The sequence below is a fragment of the Fictibacillus enclensis genome, assembly GCF_001457035.1.
GTDB classification, from domain to species: Bacteria; Bacillota; Bacilli; order Bacillales; family Fictibacillaceae; genus Fictibacillus_C; species Fictibacillus_C enclensis.
This window is the reverse complement of record NZ_KQ758617.1, coordinates 1,486,977-1,507,483: the sequence shown is the minus strand read 5'-3', so window position 1 is coordinate 1,507,483 and position 20,507 is coordinate 1,486,977. Positions and strand designations below refer to the sequence as shown.

At 43.2% G+C, this 20,507-nt stretch carries 21 protein-coding genes, 2 pseudogenes and 1 other annotated feature; of the genes and pseudogenes, 4 read left to right on the top strand and 19 right to left on the bottom strand.

From position 1 onward, the window contains the following. Window positions 1–25: 25 nt before the first annotated feature. Genes AS030_RS07820 through AS030_RS07790 form a run of 7 tightly spaced genes read right to left on the bottom strand, consistent with a single transcriptional unit; the run spans window position 26 to window position 7,991 of the window. The gene (locus tag AS030_RS07820; protein ID WP_061970212.1) at window positions 26–1,354 is read right to left on the bottom strand and encodes a 6-phospho-beta-glucosidase; all 1,329 of its coding nucleotides are present in this window, start codon (window positions 1,352–1,354) and stop codon (window positions 26–28) included. Further along, window positions 1,338–2,330 carry an N-acetylglucosamine kinase gene (locus tag AS030_RS07815; protein WP_061970210.1) on the bottom strand — a complete coding sequence of 331 codons (993 nt, stop codon included), beginning with the start codon at window positions 2,328–2,330 and terminating at the stop codon, window positions 1,338–1,340. The genes AS030_RS07820 and AS030_RS07815 overlap by 17 nt, the downstream gene beginning before the upstream one ends. Next, complete coding sequence (locus tag AS030_RS07810; RefSeq protein ID WP_061970208.1) at window positions 2,330–3,292, bottom strand: carbohydrate ABC transporter permease; 963 nt, start codon at window positions 3,290–3,292, stop codon at window positions 2,330–2,332. Before AS030_RS07810 ends, AS030_RS07815 begins: the two co-directional genes overlap by 1 nt. A 14-nt stretch (window positions 3,293–3,306) precedes the next feature. Continuing rightward, on the bottom strand, window positions 3,307–4,230 hold the full coding sequence (locus tag AS030_RS07805; protein WP_061970206.1) for a carbohydrate ABC transporter permease: 924 nt from the start codon (window positions 4,228–4,230) through the stop codon (window positions 3,307–3,309). 53 nt (window positions 4,231–4,283) lie between these two features. Then, on the bottom strand, window positions 4,284–5,609 hold the full coding sequence (locus AS030_RS07800; RefSeq protein WP_061970204.1) for an extracellular solute-binding protein: 1,326 nt from the start codon (window positions 5,607–5,609) through the stop codon (window positions 4,284–4,286). A gap of 59 nt (window positions 5,610–5,668) precedes the next feature. Beyond that, window positions 5,669–7,063 (bottom strand): 6-phospho-beta-glucosidase, encoded by a 1,395-nt coding sequence (locus tag AS030_RS07795; protein WP_061970202.1) that lies wholly within the window; start codon window positions 7,061–7,063, stop codon window positions 5,669–5,671. Window positions 7,064–7,079: 16 nt separating this feature from the next. Beyond that, complete coding sequence (locus tag AS030_RS07790) at window positions 7,080–7,991, bottom strand: carbohydrate kinase family protein (RefSeq protein WP_061970200.1); 912 nt, start codon at window positions 7,989–7,991, stop codon at window positions 7,080–7,082. Window positions 7,992–8,261: 270 nt separating this feature from the next. Between AS030_RS07790 and AS030_RS07785 the strand changes: the two genes are divergently transcribed. Next, on the top strand, window positions 8,262–8,990 hold the full coding sequence (locus tag AS030_RS07785) for a GntR family transcriptional regulator (protein WP_061970198.1): 729 nt from the start codon (window positions 8,262–8,264) through the stop codon (window positions 8,988–8,990). Window positions 8,991–9,192: 202 nt separating this feature from the next. Here AS030_RS07785 and AS030_RS24245 read toward each other — a convergent pair whose 3' ends face one another. Genes AS030_RS24245 through AS030_RS07775 form a run of 3 tightly spaced genes read right to left on the bottom strand, consistent with a single transcriptional unit; the run spans window position 9,193 to window position 10,313 of the window. Next, window positions 9,193–9,540, bottom strand: coding sequence for a methyltransferase domain-containing protein (locus AS030_RS24245; protein WP_276203851.1), 348 nt, complete (start codon window positions 9,538–9,540; stop codon window positions 9,193–9,195). 18 nt (window positions 9,541–9,558) lie between these two features. Next, window positions 9,559–9,804 (bottom strand): class I SAM-dependent methyltransferase, encoded by a 246-nt coding sequence (locus tag AS030_RS24240; protein WP_240482227.1) that lies wholly within the window; start codon window positions 9,802–9,804, stop codon window positions 9,559–9,561. Window positions 9,805–9,830: 26 nt separating this feature from the next. Continuing rightward, window positions 9,831–10,313 (bottom strand): DinB family protein, encoded by a 483-nt coding sequence (locus tag AS030_RS07775; protein WP_061970196.1) that lies wholly within the window; start codon window positions 10,311–10,313, stop codon window positions 9,831–9,833. 292 nt (window positions 10,314–10,605) lie between these two features. Here AS030_RS07775 and AS030_RS07770 point away from each other — a divergent pair, with 292 nt between their 5' ends. Further along, window positions 10,606–12,363 carry a glycoside hydrolase family 3 protein gene (locus AS030_RS07770; RefSeq protein ID WP_061970194.1) on the top strand — a complete coding sequence of 586 codons (1,758 nt, stop codon included), beginning with the start codon at window positions 10,606–10,608 and terminating at the stop codon, window positions 12,361–12,363. Here AS030_RS07770 and AS030_RS07765 read toward each other — a convergent pair. The 5 genes and pseudogenes from AS030_RS07765 to ligD form a co-directional block, all read right to left on the bottom strand. Next, a complete protein-coding gene (locus tag AS030_RS07765) occupies window positions 12,360–12,767 on the bottom strand; it encodes a hypothetical protein (protein ID WP_061970192.1) in 408 nt (135 codons plus the stop codon). The genes AS030_RS07770 and AS030_RS07765 overlap by 4 nt on opposite strands. Before the next feature lie 125 nt (window positions 12,768–12,892). Then, window positions 12,893–13,231: a YgiT-type zinc finger protein gene (locus AS030_RS07760; RefSeq protein ID WP_162264542.1), complete on the bottom strand. Its 339-nt coding sequence runs from the start codon at window positions 13,229–13,231 to the stop codon at window positions 12,893–12,895. A 68-nt stretch (window positions 13,232–13,299) separates the two neighbouring features. Then, window positions 13,300–13,920: pseudogene (cdaS, locus tag AS030_RS07755) on the bottom strand (sporulation-specific diadenylate cyclase CdaS). 355 nt (window positions 13,921–14,275) lie between these two features. Continuing rightward, window positions 14,276–14,552, bottom strand: a pseudogene (locus tag AS030_RS24790) (MFS transporter); the annotation flags it as partial. 253 nt (window positions 14,553–14,805) lie between these two features. Continuing rightward, window positions 14,806–15,699, bottom strand: coding sequence for a non-homologous end-joining DNA ligase (gene ligD, locus AS030_RS07745; protein ID WP_061970186.1), 894 nt, complete (start codon window positions 15,697–15,699; stop codon window positions 14,806–14,808). A 76-nt stretch (window positions 15,700–15,775) separates the two neighbouring features. On the opposite strand from ligD, the gene AS030_RS07740 reads away from it, so the two are divergent. Together AS030_RS07740 and AS030_RS23525 are read left to right on the top strand one after the other, a co-directional pair. Then, window positions 15,776–16,717 carry an ATP-dependent DNA ligase gene (locus AS030_RS07740; RefSeq protein ID WP_061970184.1) on the top strand — a complete coding sequence of 314 codons (942 nt, stop codon included), beginning with the start codon at window positions 15,776–15,778 and terminating at the stop codon, window positions 16,715–16,717. 40 nt (window positions 16,718–16,757) lie between these two features. Beyond that, entirely contained in the window at window positions 16,758–16,907 is a 150-nt protein-coding gene (locus tag AS030_RS23525; RefSeq protein ID WP_156412560.1) for a hypothetical protein, read from the top strand. Between the two features lie 140 nt (window positions 16,908–17,047). Here the strand turns inward: AS030_RS23525 and AS030_RS07735 are convergent, their stop codons facing one another. The 4 genes from AS030_RS07735 to AS030_RS07720 all read right to left on the bottom strand — a co-directional run bounded on the left by AS030_RS07735 (window position 17,048) and on the right by AS030_RS07720 (window position 20,394). After that, window positions 17,048–17,350 carry a DUF6509 family protein gene (locus AS030_RS07735; RefSeq protein WP_061970182.1) on the bottom strand — a complete coding sequence of 101 codons (303 nt, stop codon included), beginning with the start codon at window positions 17,348–17,350 and terminating at the stop codon, window positions 17,048–17,050. Window positions 17,351–17,458: 108 nt separating this feature from the next. Beyond that, the gene (locus AS030_RS07730; RefSeq protein WP_061970179.1) at window positions 17,459–18,706 is read right to left on the bottom strand and encodes a glutamate-5-semialdehyde dehydrogenase; all 1,248 of its coding nucleotides are present in this window, start codon (window positions 18,704–18,706) and stop codon (window positions 17,459–17,461) included. Then, window positions 18,703–19,827 carry a glutamate 5-kinase gene (gene proB, locus AS030_RS07725; RefSeq protein ID WP_061970177.1) on the bottom strand — a complete coding sequence of 375 codons (1,125 nt, stop codon included), beginning with the start codon at window positions 19,825–19,827 and terminating at the stop codon, window positions 18,703–18,705. The genes AS030_RS07730 and proB overlap by 4 nt, the downstream gene beginning before the upstream one ends. Before the next feature lie 46 nt (window positions 19,828–19,873). After that, window positions 19,874–20,093: a binding site (T-box leader), on the bottom strand. A gap of 52 nt (window positions 20,094–20,145) precedes the next feature. Continuing rightward, complete coding sequence (locus tag AS030_RS07720) at window positions 20,146–20,394, bottom strand: hypothetical protein (protein ID WP_129475576.1); 249 nt, start codon at window positions 20,392–20,394, stop codon at window positions 20,146–20,148. Window positions 20,395–20,507 lie beyond the last annotated feature (113 nt).

The following is a 20,507-nucleotide window of genomic DNA, read 5'->3' as shown; positions in this document are numbered from 1 at the left end:
TTTCTCCCAGTCCCGGAGCTTTTGCTTATACCGTTTTGCTTTCTGAAAAAAACTGTGGCAGAAAGGTCTTATTTTCATTTAGAATGTCTTGGAATATTTTTTCTGCAACAGAAGCACTCTTCACCAGCGGATGAGTAATCAAGGCGAGCAGTCCCATGGCATAGTCTCCGTGAACTGCAGCTTCAATGGTCATTTCTTCATACGCTTTTACCACTTGCAGCAATCCGCGGATTCTTGCATCGATTTTGGTAGTAAGTTGAATGGGATGAGCACCCTGACGGTCAATCACGCAATTGACTTCAATAGAAGCGGTATCAGGAAGACAGGATAGGATCCCATTATTCTGCACATTTACGGTCTGAATATCTTTCTTATTGTTATAAATGGAGGACATGATATCAACCGCTGCCTCCGAATAGAATGCCCCTCCTCGTTGAGCGAGTTCCGGTGGTTTGATGGACAGGTTGGGATCTTGATAGCGTTTAAACAAAGCGGCCTCTACCTTTTTTACCTCATCCGCTCTGGTTCCAGTCTCCTGCAATTGCTCTAATTGATGTTTCAAAACCTCATCTTTCTTATAATAATAACGATGATAACCGCAAGGTAAAGCATCCAATGCCTGCAAAAAGTCACGATTCCATTCAAGATCAGGAATATTATTCATGTTAAAGCCTTTCAGGTCTGCTTCTCCCTTTAAGAAACTCTCAGTAACATCTTTGTTTTTTATCCAAATTTTTGTCGTCCAATTCAAATGATTAATTCCTGCCATTTCAATCTCAATTTCATTGGTGTCCACATTTAAGAATTCAGCAAGCTGTTTCCTGGTGTTGATCGGTAGGTTGCAAAGCCCAATCGCATTTACGGTTGAATATTTATTTACCGCTTCCGTTACAACACCTGCAGGGTTAGTAAAGTTGATCAAAAAAGCTTCAGGAGCATATTTTTCAATATCCCGACAGATATCAAGGATCACCGGTATGGTCCGCAGGGCTTTAGCAAACCCTCCGGCCCCAGTGGTTTCCTGGCCAATGCACTGATAACGGAGGGGGATTCTCTCATCCCTCGATCTTGCCTCAAGCATTCCCACACGGAGCTGGGTGATGACAAAGTCAGCTCCTGTGATAGCTTCCTCCCTATCAAACGTTAACGTGAGATGAATGGGAACGCCGCCTTTTTGAATCATCCTCCGTGCTAATTCTCCTACGATTTCAAGTTTTTCCTTTCCCTCGTTGATGTCCACCAGAAAAAGTTCCTGTACAGGAAACTCTTCATGCCGTTCAATAAAGCCTTCAATTAATTCAGGCGTATACGAAGATCCACCGCCGATCACCGCTACTTTAAGCCCGTTTTTCATAACTTATCCACCCTTCTTCCATTCGGTTTAAAATTTCAATACTAACCGGCAAATGAAGATGGTCAAATGCCAGTAACACTGCTCCAAAAACCGGATCCTTTTGTGGAATGATCATCTCGATTTCGTGTCCCTCATTCTCGATCGTCTTTCTTAATGCATCCAATACTACAGGATTTTTCCCCTTTTGCAGTACACTGCCTGTTAGAACGATGGGAATAGGTAAAGGCAAGTTCCCGAGTCTCTTGATCACCGAGTTTGCCGCTATGCCCAGCTCGCTGCCGGCGTTTTGTAATATCCGGATCGAAAGCAGATCTCCATCCATTGCGGCTTGATGCAGAACAATCGCCAGTCTGCCGTCGACTTTCGTTACCCCCTTATCCAAGAAATGATTCCACATTTCTTCCATCGTATTAAATCCCAGAAAACGGGGGATCCGTTCGGTTAAGCTCGAAGGAATGTCCCGAAGCTCCCAGGAACGCACCGCCGATCTGAATGCTTCTGTCGCAAGTGCATTTCCACCTACCTGTCCATCGCCATAAAGATAACCGAAACCTCCAGTTTGGACCACGTTCCCTTCCTGGTTTCGTCCGGCTGCATTTGTACCGCTCCCTGCTACTAAAACGACTCCGGTATTGGAATCACTCCCTAGCCGCAAGCCTTCCATGGTGTCACATACCAGGTCCCATTTTTTATAAGGCAGGGTTGCAAGCTTTGATTTCAGCGTTCGAATATCTATTTCACGATCAGCGCCGGCCAGTCCATACTGGACAAAAGAAAGATCAGTGCTTGAAAGCCGGGCCTCCTGCATGGCGGTTGCAACTGCTTCTTGAATATTGGTGAACGCTTGCTCAATCCCGTTCACCTGGTAGTTGGAGCATCCTGAAAATCCTTTCCCAAGAAGGTTACCAGACTGATCGGCAATAACCGCATGTGTTTTGCTTCCGCCTCCATCAATCCCCATCACAATGTGTGTCATTATTCCTTCACACCTCCACCAGCAAGGCCTCCGACAATATATTTATAAAGAAATACGGAGACCAGAACCGGCGGCAGCGAGGCGATAAAGCCCCCAGCCGTCATAAGTCCCCAATCAATGTTGTGCTTGCCAATAAACTCACGGATAGCGATCGGCAATGTTTTGGAAGCAAAGGATTGAGTGAACGCACTGGCAAACATAAATTCATCCCATGCCAACAGCAGCGTAAAAATAGCGGTTGCCGCAATTCCGGGCATGGCAAGGGGAATAATGATCCGAAACAAGCTTCCCATACGAGAACACCCATCGATAATGGCAGCTTCCTCCAGTGCTTTAGGGATGGTTTGGAAGTAGCCGGTCATGATCCAGATGGCAAACGGCAGTGAAAAGGTCGTATAGGAAATAATTAACGACCAAACCGTGTCCAAAAGAGGAGGCGATTGAAACAATATGACATTGGTGAATGGGATAGCAATGGAAATTCCATTTCTCATCATGACATAGAGCGGAGCGATGATCGAGATGGACGGCAACAACTGCATCGCCAGCACTGTAAATAACGCAGAATTGCGAAATGGAAACATCACCTTGGAAAAGGCATACGAAGCAAAAATGGCCAAAATCAGTGTGCCCACCGTGGTGCCCAGGGACACAATGATACTGTTTTTCATGGCTGCAATAAATTCGGCAGCCCCATTACCCGTAAAAAGACGATAATAGTTTTCCAGTGTGGGAGAGTGAGGAACCAAATGACCGCTAAGCAGCTCTTCGGTTTTACTGATGGAAGACGTAAACAAATAGACAAAAGGAGCCAATGTAAACAGTGCGAGCAGGATTAAGCCGCACCACAAGTAAAAGGGGGAAATCAGATCTGTGCTTTTCACCTTAAACAAGCTGGATTTCCTTTTAACCGTTGCGATGTCATTTTTGACGCTTCTCTGTTCAATCGTTGGTTCAAACATGAATATCCCTCCTTTTATACCTCATGGGAATTCTTCTTTAACATGCGAATATACAAGACAATAAATACGAGAATGATAGCTGTTGAAACCCACGCCATGGCAGAAGCTTCACCGAGATAAAAGTAACGGAATGCCTTGTTGAATGTCAGGTAGGAAATAGAAGTGGTTGGATCTCCTGTGAAAACGGTCAGGATGTCATAAACGCGAAATGCGGCAATGGTACGAAGCACAACGGCAATCATCAGGATGGGAAACAACTGAGGAATGGTGACATACCAAAGCTTTTTCCAAAACCCGGCACCATCCATCATCGCGGCTTCATAAAGTGTCGAGGGGATTGCCTGAAGGCCGGCCAAAAGTAAAAGTGTCATAAACGGGGTCATTTTCCAGACATCGGCAACCACCACGGAATTAATAATATTATGTGCATCAGCCAGCCATAACGGGTTTTCACTTGCGCTAAGCACATGAATTTTCTTCAGGATAATCGTAAATGACCCGTTCCCCGGCTGAAAAATCCATTTCCACAGCAAACCGTTTACGAGGGTCAGCATCGCCCAGGGAATGATGATAATCATCCGGAAAAATACTCTTCCCCTGAACATCTGATTGAGCAGCAAAGCGCTAAACAAGCCGAGTACTAATTCCGCTACAGTGGAGATGACGGTAAAGTAACCGGTAAAATAGGTTGCCGTCCAGAAATCATGGTTCTTGAACAATGCTGTAAAATTACTAAATCCTACAAATACCACATCAGAACCATCCAGCATGTGATACTTATACATACTCCAGACGAGCGATTGATAAATGGGAAATAAAAAGGTTTTAAAGAGTATGTAGAAGGTGGGTAACAGCAAGATCACAGCAAAAAGTAGATCTTTTCTCTTTTTTTTACCCATTAGCCTGAATTTCGCTGACTTACCAGCCGATTTTTCCATCTCAATCCTCCTTTGAAAGAAGAAGCGGTTAGTGCCTAACCGCTTCCTGATCATTATTTTGACTCTTCAATGGCTTTCTTAATTTTTTTTGCTGCCGTATCCAATGCCACTTTCGCAGATTTTTTCCCTAACAATGCTTCATGGATTTCAGCAGATAATATATCCGCCCATTCCACGTAACCTGGAGCATTGGGACGGTTTTGTCCATATTCAAATTGCTTCATGACTTTGTCCACGGTTTTTGTTTTGTCCGCCGCCTTTAGATCAGGATCGTCATATAGTCCTTCCGTTGTAGGATACATTCCGTCATTCTTAAACAACGGAAGTTGAAACTTCTTGGTGCTCATCCATTTTAAGAATTCCAGGGCTGCTTGCTTATGTTTACTGTCTTTCATTAAAGAAATGCCCTCAGAACCGGTAACTGCAGCCGACTTCACATCCCCATTTCCCGGCATTAATCCGACATCGGTTTTATCAACTACTTTGGATTTGGATGGATCATTTAAATCGGGATACATACCTTCCCAGTTCGTCATCATGGCGATCTTTCCTGTGGAAAATGCATTTTTTACATCATCCTCACTCCATTGCAAGCTTGCCGGATCAACGGTTTTATCCTTTTGAGTGAGATCAACCATATATTGAAGTGCTTTCAATCCCCCGCCTTTATTGAAAACAGGCGCTCCTTTTTCATCAAAGAATTTTCCCCCGAACCCATATACGAGGCTGACAAAGTCACAGTTTAATCCTTCTGCTTGTTTCCATGACCAGGCAGAGCCATATACACCATTCTTCGTCAGTTTTTTAGACATTTCCCGAAATTCATCCCACGTTTTTGGAGGAGAATTATATCCGGCTTTTGCAAGAAGCTCCTTGTTCCAGTAGAAATGCTTTGTGCTGGAGAAAAATGGAACAGCGGCCAGCTGGTCTTTATACATGACGGAGCTTAGGGACGATTGCGTATACTTTTTCTGCACCTCTTTCGGTACGGTGTCCGCCAGATCATAGGCAATCCCACCTTCCATGAACTGCCCGGCCCAAATCGTATCCATTTCTGCCAAATCAATGTCCGCCGAATTGGAGAGAACAGCGGTGGTGATCTTGTTGTACAGGGAATTGTAATCCACCGCTAGTTCTTTCACTTTGATTCCTGTGTCTTTGGTAAACTCTTTTAAAATTTTTCCACGAGGCCCGTTTGCACCGTCTGTATTCACCCACAATAAGGTGATTTCTTCCCCTTTTAGGTCTTTTTTGTTATTCCAGCTCAGCTTTTCACTCTTTGCCTCGTTTTTCTTTCCGCTTGTTGGCGGAGCTGCATTGCAACCGACCAATAAAGAAAAAATCAAGATTAAAAGAAAAAGCACCTTTCCTTTTTTCAATGTAGACCCTCCCTTTAAACATTTTTTTGGGGTTTTGCTGGAAAACTCGTAATCTATTGTTAAACGTTAATATTCTTATCTCTGAATTGTGGCAGATGCTTTTGGTGAGCCGTCAGATAATCATCCATCATTGCCTTCGCTGAGGTAAATGAAGGGACAAGAGGATGAACAGTCAATGCATTTACCCCCGCTTGATAATCTCCCTTTACTGCACATTCCACGGCTAACCGCTCATACGTTTTTACCGGATGGATCAATGAAAGGGCAAAATCCGGAACGTCGCCAATATTAATTGGAAAATACCCATTTTTATTTACAAGACAAGGAACTTCCACCACATCATCGTTATGCAGCTGAGTGATTGTCCCATTGTTTGGCACGTTTAGCGTTAAGATTTGCTGTTTGTTGTTTGCAATACTGCGGATGATGTTGAAGGCCAAACCTTCATAGCCTTCTTCTTCAAAGGAGAGTTCAACGGTATCTTCTTCTTCGTGAACATCATGGATTTGACCGGTCGTTTCCCTGGACATGTACGTGCTGCCCCGCGCATCAAGTGTTCCTTTATAATCAGCCCAGGCTTCCTCCATACGGTCCTGTTGGACGAGGTCTGACACTCTTTCAAGAAGCGGGCGGTTTAACTGAACAATTTGCTCACCTCTCGTTTGATTCGATTGCAAGATGTTTGTTACTGCCTGATCTGCGTAATAAAAGTAGTACAAATATTCGTTGGGCAGCATCCCCATATTACGGATCAGTTCCGGTTCAAAGAAACGGAAAGTATGCGAAATACGGGATAGGTGTTCATAACGATCAAGAATTTCAGGAAGCCGGTCCACACCTTTCTCATAAACAGAAGGAACCCAGCCCAGATGGTTTAATCCAAAATAAGTAACTTGCAGGTCAGTATGAGGCACCTTTAAAAACTTGCACAGCGAATTTTTAATCCCGGCATGTGCATCGCATATTCCGATTACTTTTTTATGTTTTCCATATGTAGTAAGAGCTTGAGCCATCAAACCAGCCGGGTTGGTAAAGTTAAGAAGCCAGGCTTCCGGTGCTTCCTCGTAGATAATCCTGGAGTATTCGAGCATGACGGGAATGGTCCGCAACCCCATGGCAAATCCCCCTGGACCTGTTGTTTCCTGGCCAAGCACTCCATACTTAAGTGCGATTTGTTCATCAAGGACGCGTCCTTCCTCCTGACCCACACGAATAGCGGAGAAAATAAAATCCGCACCTCGTACCGCTTCCTTGATATCGGTGGTGAATGAAAGAATAAAATCTCCTTGGTATTTGTCCACGAGAAATCGAGAAATGCCTCCCATAACAGATAACCTTTCCTCATCTACATCAAAGAGAGTGACTTCTTTAAAATGAAGATCATTTTGTTTAAACAAGCCTTCAATCAATAAGGGAGTCCTCATCCCGGCTCCGCCTAATATGGTCAGTTTCATGATTCATCCTCCTGATTTATTTTATAGGTTCCAAAAAATCCTTTTGTACTTGTTGCCAGCTTGGACTGCTGGTTGCTCCTCCCAAACTTTGAACAGAGCAGCTGCCGCAGTAATTGCCTAATTTTACGGAATCCTCTAAAGACCATCCCTTTAGTATCCCTGCCAACAGGCCGGCAGAGAAAACATCTCCAGCCCCTGTTGTATCAATGGCCACACATTGATAACCGGCTATTTTTTTGATGGTGTGATTTTGTCGCATCAATGCACCGAGCTCTCCCAGTTTAATAACGATGGAGGTGTTATGTTTACCCAGCTTTTCAATGGCTTCATAAGGATTTTTAATCCCTGTTATTGTTTCTGCCTCTTTTTGGTTAGGTGTAAAGATGTCGGCCATTTTAAGGAGCTCATTCAATTGGTCGTCCTGCAGCCATTCCTCATCCCAGCCGACATCCAAAGAGATCAACATTCCTTTGGTTTTGGCCTTTTCAATGACCCCTTTGTTACCTCTTCCTGCCGAAGTATGTAAGACCTTTGCTTCTGTGTTTTCAATTACAGAACACGCATAATCAGCAAGGTTTAGTTTTTCAACGCTGTCCTGAAAAGAGAGAAACGATCGGTCTCCGCCATAATTGATGCAAACAGATAAACAACGAAGAGGTTGATCAACTTGTAACATGAGAGAGGTGGAAACACCTTCCGCCTCCAAACTCTCTTTCATAAATTGACTAAGAAAGTCATTGCCAATTGGGCCGATGACTGCCACCTTCAGCCCTAGTCTCGAAAGAGCGACTGCCGTGTTATAGGCTGCACCGCAGGTAAATTCAAACGATCCGCAATAGACCTCTTCTCCAGGATTCGGCATTTTGGGAATGGATGAAAAAATAACATCCGTGGAAATGATGCCCTCTACCAGTACATCATATGTCATAACATTTTCCTCCTTTCCTCAATTTGTTGTGTTGTTACTACAAATCTATTGGATTTATAATCTCTTGTCAACTGAATTTTCTAAATATTTAGATTACATAAAGCAATTCTTAAGGATTTTGATAGCGTTAATTGCATAAAAACGACAGTTGCTGGGAAAACAGAATATTTTTGTAAAAATTCTACTATTAAATAAATTGTATAAATTCACAAATTTGTTGTAACATATGTATACACTATTCAGGTAGGAGAGATAAATCGGAGTGAGAATATGATAAATAGAAGCCCTGGAACTGCCTTATATTATTTAATTAAAGAAAAGCTTTTGGAACTGATAAAAAACGAAACGTATCAAATTGGAAGCCAACTTCCCACTGAATCCGAATTATGCCGGATGTTTGATGTCAGCCGAACCACGATCCGTCTGGCACTGCAACAACTTGAAATCGACGGCAAAATTCATCGTATTCAGGGAAAGGGAACTTTTGTTTCAAAGCCGAAAATCAATGAGGCACTTTCTCAAAATATGAAGAGTTTTTCAGAGCAGATGAAAGATGCCGGCCTGGTGTCTTTTTCAAAAGTCCTTACATTGGAAGTCATCCCCGCCTATTATTCTTTAGCCCAGGCTCTTGAGATAGATGAAGAGGATCCAGTCATCAAACTTGTACGCTTACGTCATGGCGGAACAGAACCTCTTCAGCATTCCACCTCTTTTATCCCTTGGAAGGTTGCACCAGGTTTGATGCAGGAAGATTGTTCGGGTTCTTTGTTTCAATTGTTAAGAAGCAAATTTGAGATTGAAATCCACCGATCAGTGGAATCCATCGAGCCCATTCTAACCAATGAAGCCATGAGTGAACTGTTGAACATCCCAGCAGGCTCCCCGTCTTTTTTACTGGAATCGATCACTTATTCCTCAAAGGAATTGCCAATCGAATTTTCTGCCAGCGTTGTACGAGGAGATCGTTCAAAGTTTGTTATGGAGAGATATTATAACTAATCTTGAGTAACAGATAGAAGGTTAAAAAACGAGTAAATCAACCCTTTTACATCATATATGGCATATTGCCAAAGAAAACTCGCCAACTTTTAGGCCAGTTTTCTTTGGTATTATTATAGTTCTTCTCCGACTGAAGCATCCTTTAGGTTTTGAAACAATGTTACAGGTGTCTGCCTACTGCCATCTTCATATGGTTCACTCCTTATTCCTTTCGTGGCGTGGCCCAAATAAGATGAAAGACATCCAGCCAATGATGTTCTGCTTTCTGAATTTCTAAAGGCGAGCGGTTAAGCAGCTCCATAATGTTACGATTTTGATGGCAGCCCACCGTTTTAACAGCCAAAGGATTCAAAGCTCTTTGTAAAGTCGAGGCGAATAAATTAGAGCTGATTCCATGTTCCAGCAGCAATACTTGTCCATGTGGTTTACACCATGTACTTACGTTTTCAAGGATTCGTACAGGATTGGAATAACCACAAAATGAAAGAGTAGAAACAACCGTATCAAACTGTTGTTTTTCAAAAGCCAGCTCTTCAATGTCGCTCTCAATAAATTTTACTGGAAGATGTTAGTGCTGAGCAGCCTCTTCTGCTTTTCCAAGCATCTCCGGGCTGAAATCTACTGCAGTGATGGTATGAATCTCTTCCAGCCTGTAAAACGGAAAGTTCCCTCCTGCGCCCACCGCCAGTTCCAGCACATGTCCTCTAGCCTCCCCAATTAATTTTTCTCTCCACTTTTTTTGGAATTGTTTTTCCCTCAGTCGGTCGTAAGTCTCAGCCTGGCGGTTAAATTTTTTAATCAGCTTTTTATTCACTCTACCCATTCCTTCCAGGAAAATTGTCAACTAGGAATGAATTCTTCTATGAGATCTGTGTCCGGCGGAATATACCCGAGCTGTCTGCCGATTTTTACAATCTGTCCTTTATGATGAAACTCGTGAGTGGCCGTGTGCGTAAACAGCCATAATACCGTTACATTCCAGGATTCTCCATTCCTGGTGATTTGAATGTTTTTGTCGCCATTTTCTTTAAATTCTTGAAGAAATTCAAGAACCAAATCATCTGTTTTTGCAAAAATCTCTCGCATATCTTGTACACTGTGAATGGTCTGTGGGTTAATTTCGGAAAACTGCTTTTCAAGTGCCCGAATTCCGAGCCAGGTCTGGTAACAGTCCGCTACATGAGCGTGCAAATTTCGAATGGAATCTCCGCCAAATGCTTCTACCTCTTTTACATAATCTTCATAAGGTAACGTTTCGCAATAACGAAATAAAGTTTCCCGGGTGCGCCTGATCCAATCATACTGACTTAGGAATACATCCATCCTCCCACTCTCCTTTTTCATCCTTTTTAAAGATTCATCCACGCTTTATATTCCCTGTGAAAGTGGAGAAAACCTCTTTTCATTCACTAGGCAGAACTTCCTCATGCTTTTTATCGATAAACGATTTCGTACATGCAACAAATCTACCATATTCATCCAACATGTGCCTGAATAAATATGTAATACGATTCATTTTTTCTATTTTATGTAAATGGTAATTGACCCTTCTTGTTCAAGGGTGCTACCCTTTCATTGAAAACGATTACATTTTATGCCAAGGAGGGAAAGTGCAATGAAGAAGATGAGTGCTTTTATCAGTACGGTTCTTATTGGTTCCACTCTCTTATTGCCTCTTAGTGCAGGTGCCGATGAATTAAAGGGAAATGCCGATCCACCCAAGTCCCCCAAAGATAAGGTCATTGAACAAATCATAGCTAATATGACGGCTAAGGAAAAGATCGGACAGCTTGTCATGCCTTCCACACATGATAATGAAAGTAAAATGCCGAGTGAAGATACCCGGAAGCTGATTCAAAACTACAAAGCAGGTTCTGTTATTGTTTATGGTGCCCGTAATGCACGTACAACAGCTCAATATAATAACCAGCTGCAAAAATGGGCTGCCAATACCTCTCCAAAACTCCCACTGTTGGTTTCCGCCGATTTGGAATTCGGGACAAAACAACATGTCACCGATGCAACCCCTTTTCCACGGCAAATGGGTATTGGTGCCACACGACAAGCAAAAGCGGCGAAGGATGTGGCCAAAATAACGGCACTCGAAGCAAAAGCAACAGGATTTAATTGGAACTACTCACCGGTTGCTGACGTGAATACGAACCCTGCCAATCCTGTTATCGGTGTACGTTCCTTTGGCGAAAAAACAAGTCTTGTCTCCAGCATGACCGCCGCACAAATCAAAGGCTATCAGGAGAATGGCGTAGTCGCAACAGCCAAGCACTTCCCTGGCCATGGGGATACGAGCGTGGATTCACACCTGGGCTTAGCTGCTGTTACATATGACCGCGAAACGCTTGAAACCGTGCATCTTCCTCCATTTCAGGCAGCAATTGATGCAGGAGTAGATTCCATCATGACGGCCCATGTGATTATTAATGCGATTGACAAGGAACTTCCTGCCACGCTTTCCAAGAAGGTGCTCACCGGTTTACTCAGAAATGAGATGGGCTTTAAAGGACTGATCGTAACAGACGCCATGAGCATGCATGCGATCGCCAAGGAATGGGGTGCAGGACAAGCGGCTGTGATGGCGGTAAACGCCGGAGCGGATATTGTGATGGCTACCGGAAATCTGGACGAACAAACTGAAACTTTTGATGCCTTAAGTGACGCGCTGAAATCCGGCCAATTATCCGAAAAAAGAGTCAATGAATCGGTAAAAAGGGTTCTGGCTTTGAAGATTAAGTATAAGCTTTTTGGCCACCGGTATGTTGATCCTGAAGGAGCTGTCAATGTCGTCAATCAACCGGCACATAAAGAAACAGCTGCCGAAGTTGCAAGAAAGTCGATCACGCTAGTAAAAAATGAAAATGTCCTTCCTTTTCACCCGGCGGAGAAAAAATTGACACTTGTAACAGGACCGCAAATTTACGGCTCCACCAATTTCATCAACAATATTGCCAGCATGGTCGATGAAAAATCGGCAGGAAATGTAAAAAGCTTTACCACTTCAGAAGATGCGACCACGGCAGAAATTAAACAGGCAGTAAAGCTCGCTGAACAAGCGGACCAAATCATCGTTCCTACGTTTTCTCCAAGTGAGCTGCCTGCCGGACAGGCAAAGCTGGTGAAGGAACTGCAAAAAACAGGAAAGCCTGTTGTTGCGGTTTCCCTTGGCCTCCCTTATGATGTTAAGGAATATCCGGAAGTTGGCGCATACATTTCAACATACTCGGTTGAGCGCTGGGGTTCACCTGTTCCAACCTCGTGGAAAGCAGCGATTGATGTGATCTTTGGAACACAGCCAGGAGGAAAGCTTCCCGTTTCCATTGAAGGCCTGTACCCCTATGGAACCGGCTTGAACTATTAAGATTGAGTACAAAACCCTGTTATCTGGCTTTTTGGCCAAACGACAGGGTTTTGTGATTCCTCTTTTTTAACGAAATAACCTAAAAGAAAATAGACACCGCTTACCCACAGAATCAGGACTTCAATCGCTTTTCCCAAAGCACCTATAGAATTAAAAAAGACAATCAGGAGAAGGAGCCCCATGCTTAATCCGAGGGAACCTAATCCTGTTATGAAGCCAATCAATAAAATACACATTAGAACCACAAACATAAACGGTACATCCACTGAAGGACCTGTCTGTGAGCCAAGCGCTTTTCCCAAAGAGGTCCCAAGCATATACAGCCCTCCAAAACCCAGGGCGGACAGGATAATGATAATGCCTGCAACAAGACCTATAGTTTTGGAAACTGTGTATTTCTCCATTGCTCCTCCCCTTCAATCTATTGATCTTGTAATCTTTATGGATACTATTCCTCATATCTGGTCCTATTCCTCTATTGAAAAAAGCCATGACCCCGTTTAGTCAATGGCGATAACCTGTGAAAAGATTAATGGGTATTATTTCTTGCTGCATACCATAGTGCACCCGATTCTCCAACCAGCGCCCCCAATAAAATGACGGAGGAAGAGGCGGATGGCTTGTCCCCCGGTTCCTTGATCTCAACAATTTCATATTTAAATGTGCGGGTTCCATGTTCATCATTCAAATTCTTGGCCACCTGTTTGATTTCGGATAAATGATCCACAAATTCATGAGTGTTGCAGTGGGTGCAAACAGTAAAAGGCACATTATGAATGTAAAGACTCGCTCCCTTATGATAAACAGGGATAATATTAATCATAGGCAAAACCAAACCATTTTTACAGGTTTTACAGCTTTTCAGCATGTCCAGCCTTCCCTTCAAAAGTAAATAGGAAATCATTAGGAGTATATTCATCCCCACATATAATAGAACTAAACAATGGAACTGGAGGTACTAATAGGAAATAGCTTACCTCCCACCGCAAACGAGACTCTTCCTGTTTCTTCAGAGACTACGAGGACAAGTGCATCGGACACTGCTGTTAAACCTATTGCGGCCCGGTGACGGGTACCTAATTTTTTATTTCCTGCTTCTATGCCGGATACCTAAAGCACATTCGAAGCAGAAACTATCGTCTCTCCCCTAACCAATACCGCTCCGTCATGCAGGGGATTCCCGGGATAAAAAATGGATTCCAGCAGGGGAAACGTAAGATCCGCTCCAATTTTATTTCCAGCACTGATCAATGCTTCAATAGCCTCTTCCCGTTCGACCACAATTAAAGCGCCGTGCCTTTGGCTGGAGAGGTGCTGAATACAGGTAGAGATCTCCAGGTATTTTTCTGTGTATGGTGAAAGATAACAATTCAAATAAAAGGAAGCTGCAACAGTTTGGATTTGTTCAATCTCTGCTTTTAGTTCTTCAAGATTTCCCAATAAGCAATAACTCTCTGTTTCAAATGAGCGTAAAAAATGTTGAATCCCCTGGTTGACCTGTTGAAGATGGTCAACAATTTGCTCTTTCATCGAGGAGGTATCACAATCTTCTCTCATGTCGGCACCCATTTCCGTCCACACTCTCTCCGAGTGTCTTAGTTAGATCCTTTATCTATTCTTTACGCCCGTTCACCATTTTATGAGAAAATTTGTCATAAAAAAGCATGGACGATTTATCCATGCTTTAAATACTGATATTCCTTGCTCTTAGATTTTCTTCTTTTGATTAAAGCAAATGATACAGCAAAGCTCAAGCCTGCGGCCAGCAGCATTCCGCTATAAATGGCATGAACGGCAGAAGCAAGGATTCCGTGCATCTCTGACACCATGTCCTCCGGTACATGACCTTCGCTGAACGAGGCGTTGAAATTCAGGTCTCCCTCGCCTTTTTTCTTTGCTTCAGAAAGCAAAGTCAGGTTGAAAATAGTACCAAAGACCGCAGATCCCAATGTCTGGGAGAACGTGTTTGTAAAGGTGTTCAATGCCACTGCAACTCCACGTTCTTTTTGTTGAACAGACGATTGGATCGTAAGCATAAAAATCGGGGAAATGAGCCCCATGCCCAGTCCAACCAATCCTGTTGCCATGTAAATAAAGGCAGAAGGCGAGTCGGCCGTTAGCGAGAACATGAACAATGAAGCAGCAGTCACAATCCCAGTTCCAAACGTAATGACCCAGTTAGGCTTCATCCGTTCTACGAGGCAAGGATTTAAAAGACTGGAACATACATACACCAATATAGATCCTCTTCATTTCCATCTACATGAGATGCAGAATGAATGCGGAATTTATTGATTTGATTTTGTTGGTCATTTATCGAAATGAAACTAAGCCCTTCTGTTGTATGTTGTTGGTTACATAAGCATTGAAACAGCATGCTTTGCTGCTTTAGATTTAGCTATCGAAGCAAAAAAGGCTTAGACTACTCATTTGAAATGTAGTCTAAGCTTTTTTTGTGAAAGATAATATTTCGTATACACGTGAAGTGTTCTCTTCTTTAATCTTGTGCGTCGTTGCAAACAGGTCCCCTTTTTCTCTAAGCCTTTGAAGAACAACAGATGGAGTAAAATCACTCGGGTGAAAACCTGAACTTAATTCTTCCCAGGTAACCGGGGTAGACACCAATGCATTCTCTATTGCCCGGAGACCATAGGGAACAGCGATCGTCCTTCCCTTCCATAATTGAAGATAATCAAAATAAAGTTTGTTTCCCCTTCTTTCTTTTACCCTCTCCAACGTTACTTTACCTGGATATTTTTCTTGAATATACTGTGCAATAAATTGATTTACTCTTCTTGCCTCTGCAAACGAGAACAAGGGTTCTATCGGAACAAAAAGATGCAGGCCGGTTTTTCCGGAGGTTTTTACATGACTGGTTAAGCCAAGCCCGTCCAATACCTTTTTCAGGACCAATGAGATTTCAAGGACGTCCCCAAATTCTTCCGGTGAATGATCCAAATCAAACACCAAATCCGATGGGAAATCGGGTTTGGTGTATTGATCAAACGGTACGTGAAACTCAAGCGCGCCCCAATTGGCAAGCCATAGTAAGGTCGCTTTATCATGAAGTAATATTCGTTCTTTTTCTTTATAAAAGGTGCTCACCAGCCATTCCGGTGCTTTTTCGGGTCTGGAACGCTTCTCCACTTTGGGTTGGTGCATTCCATGTGGATACAGCCAGTACATCAGCATCCGGTCTTTCGTATAAGGAAGCATGTAATCGGAGACTTCTAATAAATAGCGGATATAATCAGCCTTGGTAAAACCGGCTTCCTTCCATATCATTTTTTCCGGATGTGAAATAGGAATGACTATGCCTTCCACTTGTACTTCCATGACGATTCCTCCGCTATTGATCACTGATGCTGCTAGTGTAAACGATTGGCGTAAATCTATACCCGAGGTGAACATCATGGATCCCCTTTTTCCCATGGAACCGAAAAGCGCGACAAATATCCCTGCTTCTTCAAAATGGATTGCTCAAATCAAATGGGATGGCGTACACATTCTAACCTATTCCGATGGCCAAACCACACGTCTTTTTAATCGCAAAAAAAGAGAGCGTACAGCGAACTATCCAGAACTGGCTCCTATACAAACATACTGTTCGGCCGAATCTGTCATCTTAGATGGCGAGGTCATTGCGCTCGGGGACAACGGGCGGCCAAGCTTTCATAAAGTAATGAGAAGAGATGGAGTAAGAAACCTGGACCGTGTTCGCCTCCTGCAACATCAGGTCCCTATTACTTACATGATTTTCGATGTTCTTTTTTACAATGGTGAGTGGATAACAAAATGGCCTCTAGAAAAAAGGATCTCACTGTTGTCTGAGATCATCACTCCGAATGATCATGTTCAGCTGGTCCGTTCCCATCATGATGGCGAAGCTTTATTTAAAGCGGTAAAAAGCTCCGAAATGGAAGGCATTGTGGTGAAACAGCTGCAAAGCCATTATTATATTGGTGAGAAGAACGAGGTTTGGCTGAAAATTAAAAACACCCTGGATGTAAATGCGGTGATCGGAGGATTTACGTTGAGCGGCGGTGTAGTGAATGCGGTTCTTCTTGGGTTATATGATGATCAGGGACAATTCGTTTATATCGGGCATACGGGTACGGGGAAATTTACCGTTCAGGATTGGCGGAACTTAACTTCCAAGCTTATTACGATTAAAACTTCGGAGCGTCCTTTTGTGAACCTCGTTGAACGGCACCGTGATGCCTACTGGGTAAAACCGGAGGTGACCGCCAAGATTCATTTTGCGGAATGGACGGAAGCTGGAAAACTCCGGCAGCCGAGTATACAAGCTCTGCTAGATATTCCACCTTCAGAATGTACCTTTCAATACACATAGAAAGATAAAAGTGATACATACTACAGGAGAGGTGAAAACTGTGACAGAACGAACAGGACACAATAACATGGAAGAATACAAGCCGGTCGTCAATGGGTCGGTGGAAACACCTGTTGAAGCTCACCGTATGGTAACGGTAAATAAAGCAGAAGATGAGTTGAAGAACCAAAAAGACCAACTACCTGAATAAGGTAGTCGGTCTTTATTACAGCTTTCAATGTCGACAATATAAAAAATCTTTAGAACCGTTGATATCTTTGGGTCCTTGCACAATAAATAAAACCAGCGTGAAATTATCCATGCTGGTTGGTTAGCTTGTATGTATTATAGTTAATTTAAATTACTCTCTCCTGCGCTTAGCTTGCTTTTACAAAACGCATCCAGCTCTTGTTCTTCCTCTTCCTCCAGTTCAAAATCCATGATGTTATCAGTATAGTTTTCTAAAAGCGTATATTGTACAATTCGGGAATTTCCTGGCTGAACAACATAAATCAGTTTGACATAGATTCCGTTTTCCCTATAAAGTTCATCTTCTTCGTCCACATCGACGTGAATGATAAATTCATAACGTTCCCCCTCCAAAATTCCTGTGGGGTCTTGCAATTTTTCCATTGAGTGCCTCGTGATTTCCATTTGCATTCATTCCTTTCAGTTGTTTTCTCTTTATTATACACTTAAGTATCACTAAACAACGAACAGGAGCAGCGCATGACTGGCTGCTCCTTTGAAAAACGTTTTTGATTATTGACGAATTTGCCCGTTCCCCCGTATCACATACTTGCTTGATGTTAATGCAGGCAGTCCCATTGGCCCGCGGGCATGAAGCTTCTGAGTGCTGATTCCGATCTCGGCGCCAAAACCGAATTCAAATCCGTCGGTAAAGCGGGTTGATGCATTATGATAGAGAGCAGCACTATCAACAAGTTGAAAAAAAAGACTCACATTTTCTTCGTTTTCGGTGATGATGGCTTCAGAGTGTTTTGAACCATAATGATTGATATGCTCGATCGCTTCCTGTGTACTGGAGACTCTCTTTAGCGCCAAAACGTAATCAAGGTATTCCGTATGCCAATCTTCCTCTGTCGCAACTGTAAGGGAAGGAAATGAATCGCAAAGAGCAGCATCTATTCTTATGTCTACACGATGTTGCTGAAGAGTCTCAACCAGCTCCTTAACATTTTCATCTGGCCAGCTCTCATGAACAATCACTTTTTCAATAGCGTTGCAAACCGATGGCCTTTGGGTTTTGGCATTAACAACAATATCGATGGCCATTTGCCGATGAGCCGTTTCATCAATATAGATATGGCAGTTGCCTGCACCTGTTTCCAGGACGGGAACCGAAGCATTCTCAATTACAGTCTGAATTAACTCTTTTCCTCCCCTTGGAATCAGAACATCAAGATATTGGTTAAGCTTGAATAACTGGGAAGCCGTCTCCCGGCTTGTATCTTCAATCAACTGTACAGCATAGACAGGGAGATCGCTTTGTTCCAGCGCCTGATGGATGACATGTACCAGTGCTTTATTGGAATGGATGGCAGAGGAACTGCCTCTCAGAAGCACAACGTTCCCGGTTTTTAAACAAAGGCTGGAGGCATCAACCGTTACATTGGGTCGTGCTTCATAGATCATTCCAATCACACCTAACGGAACGGCGATTTTTTCTACTGAAAGACCATTGGGCCGTTCAAATCGCTCAAGGACCTCACCAGCCGGATCCGGCAAATGAGTGAGCTGCTCAAGAGCACCTGCCATATCTTCAATTCTTGCTTCGTTAAGCATAAGACGGTCGACCAACGATTCATGAACCCCTTTTTGCCGGGCTGTTTCAATGTCCTTTGAATTTTCCTCGAGAATAAAAGGCGTTTCCTGAATTAATTGACGGGCAATAAGCCTGAGCGCTTCATCTTTTTGCGCGGTTGATTTTGTCAGCATGTCACTCACCGCTTCTTTTGCCTTTTTCGCTTTCATCAGCAGTTCACTCATATTGTTTTCTCCTTTGCCATGGATAGCCATTTGTTTCGATGAATGACTTCCGAATGGGGATTGTTGGTGTGCATTTTCGCATCCTGGCTTGCCATTCCTTTAATCAAGTTCAGCTCATCAGATGAATATTGAACCTGTCCTTTTCCGATCACTTCATGATTTGTATTGATAATTTCAACGACATCACCAGCTGCAAACAAGCCACTAACCTTTTTAACACCGGCCGGGAGCAAGCTTTTTCCTTCATGTAAAATCGCCCGGGCTGCTCCATCATCGACTTCAATCGCACCACTAAGCGGAGAGTGAAAAGCAATCCATTGCTTCTGTGTTTTTAACGCTGGAGCAAGCTGACTGCCGATATAGGTTCCATCCCCCCTGCCTTCCAAAATTTCCAGAAGCTTGGATTTGCCGGTCCCTGTCCCCACGAAGACCTGAACTCCTAGGGATAAAGCGGTTTTAGCGGCCAACAGCTTAGATTTCATTCCACCGGTTCCGAACTTTGAAGACGACGGGTTATTTGTCATCCCCAGGTGTTCATCTGTGATTTCTTCAAGAAAATCATAGCGCCGCGCTGTTGGTATCGTACGTGGATTTTGGTTATACAAACCGTTGATATCGGTCAAAATGATGAGATAATCCGCATGAACGAGCCCGCTGACAAGAGCCGAAAGCATATCATTGTCTCCAAAGGTTAATTCATCAATCGATACTGAATCATTTTCATTAATGATTGGCAATACCGACCGCTTTAAAAGTTCGGTTAACGTAGCATAAGCATTCGTGTATTGTTCATTTTTATAAAAGTCATTTCGTGTTAAGAGCAGTTGTGCAGCAATGATTCCATGCTGTTTAAAAACCTCTGTGTATGACTGGATCAGCAGTCCTTGTCCGACTGCCGCTGCAGCTTGTTTGCCTGCTGTTGTCACTGGACGGGACGGATACCCCAAATCCGCAAATCCTGCTGAAACTGCTCCTGATGAAATCAAAACCACCTCATGCCCCATTTTGCGAAGTTCAGCGATGGCACTGGCATGCTCCAAGATTTTATTTTGGCTCAGCCCGCCATTCTTGTTGGTAAGCGAGCTGCTCCCAATTTTGACCACAATTCGTTTTTTGCCCATAAACCCAGCCCCTTTCATTAACTAAAAAAGACCCTTCCCATCCTGTTATAAGGACGGAAAGAGTCTGTTATCCGCGGTACCACCTTGATTAGCATCATCTTTTGATGAGGCTCTCTTAGATCCCGTAACGTGGGTAAACGGTCAGGTTTCATCTGACAGCTCGAGGAGTAGGTTCAATTGGTTCATGACGATGGAATCTTTCAGCCGGTGGATTCCACTCTCTTGCGCATGTCTTCCAATTTACTGGTTCCTGTTAACGCGCTTAGCAATTTTAAAATATATTATGATGCACGTGATCTATTATTGTCAAGAAAATTCTTATATTTTATTTTGCTGGTTGATTTGGTTGATTTCCTCTTCCAGGGCTTTTTCTTTCCGCATGCGCCGGTAATGGGGCTCACAATATCCCTTGCAAAAATGGCGGCGTTCACAGCCTGCTACTTTACATTCTTTTTTTACCATTGTGACTTCAGGATCACCATGCCTTGCCCACCGTTTATAATGCATATGGCAAAGTCCTCTGCCTGCCACAGGTCTGTCGCACCCTTCCATTTTGCATGATTTCATTTTCTTTCACCCGCCTGTTTGATAGTAGTGCTATTATACCACTTTTGTTCTTTATAAAGAAGTACTTGTACTTCAAAAAGAATAAAATTATAGTAAAAAAACGCCTTTCGTCA

What these genes read in the sequence shown, in the direction of transcription:
- AS030_RS07735 (WP_061970182.1), bottom strand. Translation starts at nt 17,350, where the DNA reads ATGGAAATCACGAGGCACTCAATGGAAAAATTGCAAGACCCCACAGGA.
- AS030_RS07790 (WP_061970200.1), bottom strand. Translation starts at nt 7,991, where the DNA reads ATGACATATGATGTACTGGTAGAGGGCATCATTTCCACGGATGTTATT.
- AS030_RS07775 (WP_061970196.1), bottom strand. Translation starts at nt 10,313, where the DNA reads ATGGATGTATTCCTAAGTCAGTATGATTGGATCAGGCGCACCCGGGAA.
- AS030_RS07820 (WP_061970212.1), bottom strand. Translation starts at nt 1,354, where the DNA reads ATGAAAAACGGGCTTAAAGTAGCGGTGATCGGCGGTGGATCTTCGTAT.
- AS030_RS07770 (WP_061970194.1), top strand. Translation starts at nt 10,606, where the DNA reads ATGAAGAAGATGAGTGCTTTTATCAGTACGGTTCTTATTGGTTCCACT.
- AS030_RS07720 (WP_129475576.1), bottom strand. Translation starts at nt 20,394, where the DNA reads ATGAAATCATGCAAAATGGAAGGGTGCGACAGACCTGTGGCAGGCAGA.
- AS030_RS07810 (WP_061970208.1), bottom strand. Translation starts at nt 3,292, where the DNA reads ATGTTTGAACCAACGATTGAACAGAGAAGCGTCAAAAATGACATCGCA.
- AS030_RS07785 (WP_061970198.1), top strand. Translation starts at nt 8,262, where the DNA reads ATGATAAATAGAAGCCCTGGAACTGCCTTATATTATTTAATTAAAGAA.
- proB (WP_061970177.1), bottom strand. Translation starts at nt 19,827, where the DNA reads ATGGGCAAAAAACGAATTGTGGTCAAAATTGGGAGCAGCTCGCTTACC.
- AS030_RS07760 (WP_162264542.1), bottom strand. Translation starts at nt 13,231, where the DNA reads ATGCTGAAAAGCTGTAAAACCTGTAAAAATGGTTTGGTTTTGCCTATG.
- ligD (WP_061970186.1), bottom strand. Translation starts at nt 15,699, where the DNA reads ATGGAAGTACAAGTGGAAGGCATAGTCATTCCTATTTCACATCCGGAA.
- AS030_RS07765 (WP_061970192.1), bottom strand. Translation starts at nt 12,767, where the DNA reads ATGGAGAAATACACAGTTTCCAAAACTATAGGTCTTGTTGCAGGCATT.
- AS030_RS07740 (WP_061970184.1), top strand. Translation starts at nt 15,776, where the DNA reads ATGGATCCCCTTTTTCCCATGGAACCGAAAAGCGCGACAAATATCCCT.
- AS030_RS07805 (WP_061970206.1), bottom strand. Translation starts at nt 4,230, where the DNA reads ATGGAAAAATCGGCTGGTAAGTCAGCGAAATTCAGGCTAATGGGTAAA.
- AS030_RS07795 (WP_061970202.1), bottom strand. Translation starts at nt 7,063, where the DNA reads ATGAAACTGACCATATTAGGCGGAGCCGGGATGAGGACTCCCTTATTG.
- AS030_RS07730 (WP_061970179.1), bottom strand. Translation starts at nt 18,706, where the DNA reads ATGAGTGAACTGCTGATGAAAGCGAAAAAGGCAAAAGAAGCGGTGAGT.
- AS030_RS07815 (WP_061970210.1), bottom strand. Translation starts at nt 2,330, where the DNA reads ATGACACACATTGTGATGGGGATTGATGGAGGCGGAAGCAAAACACAT.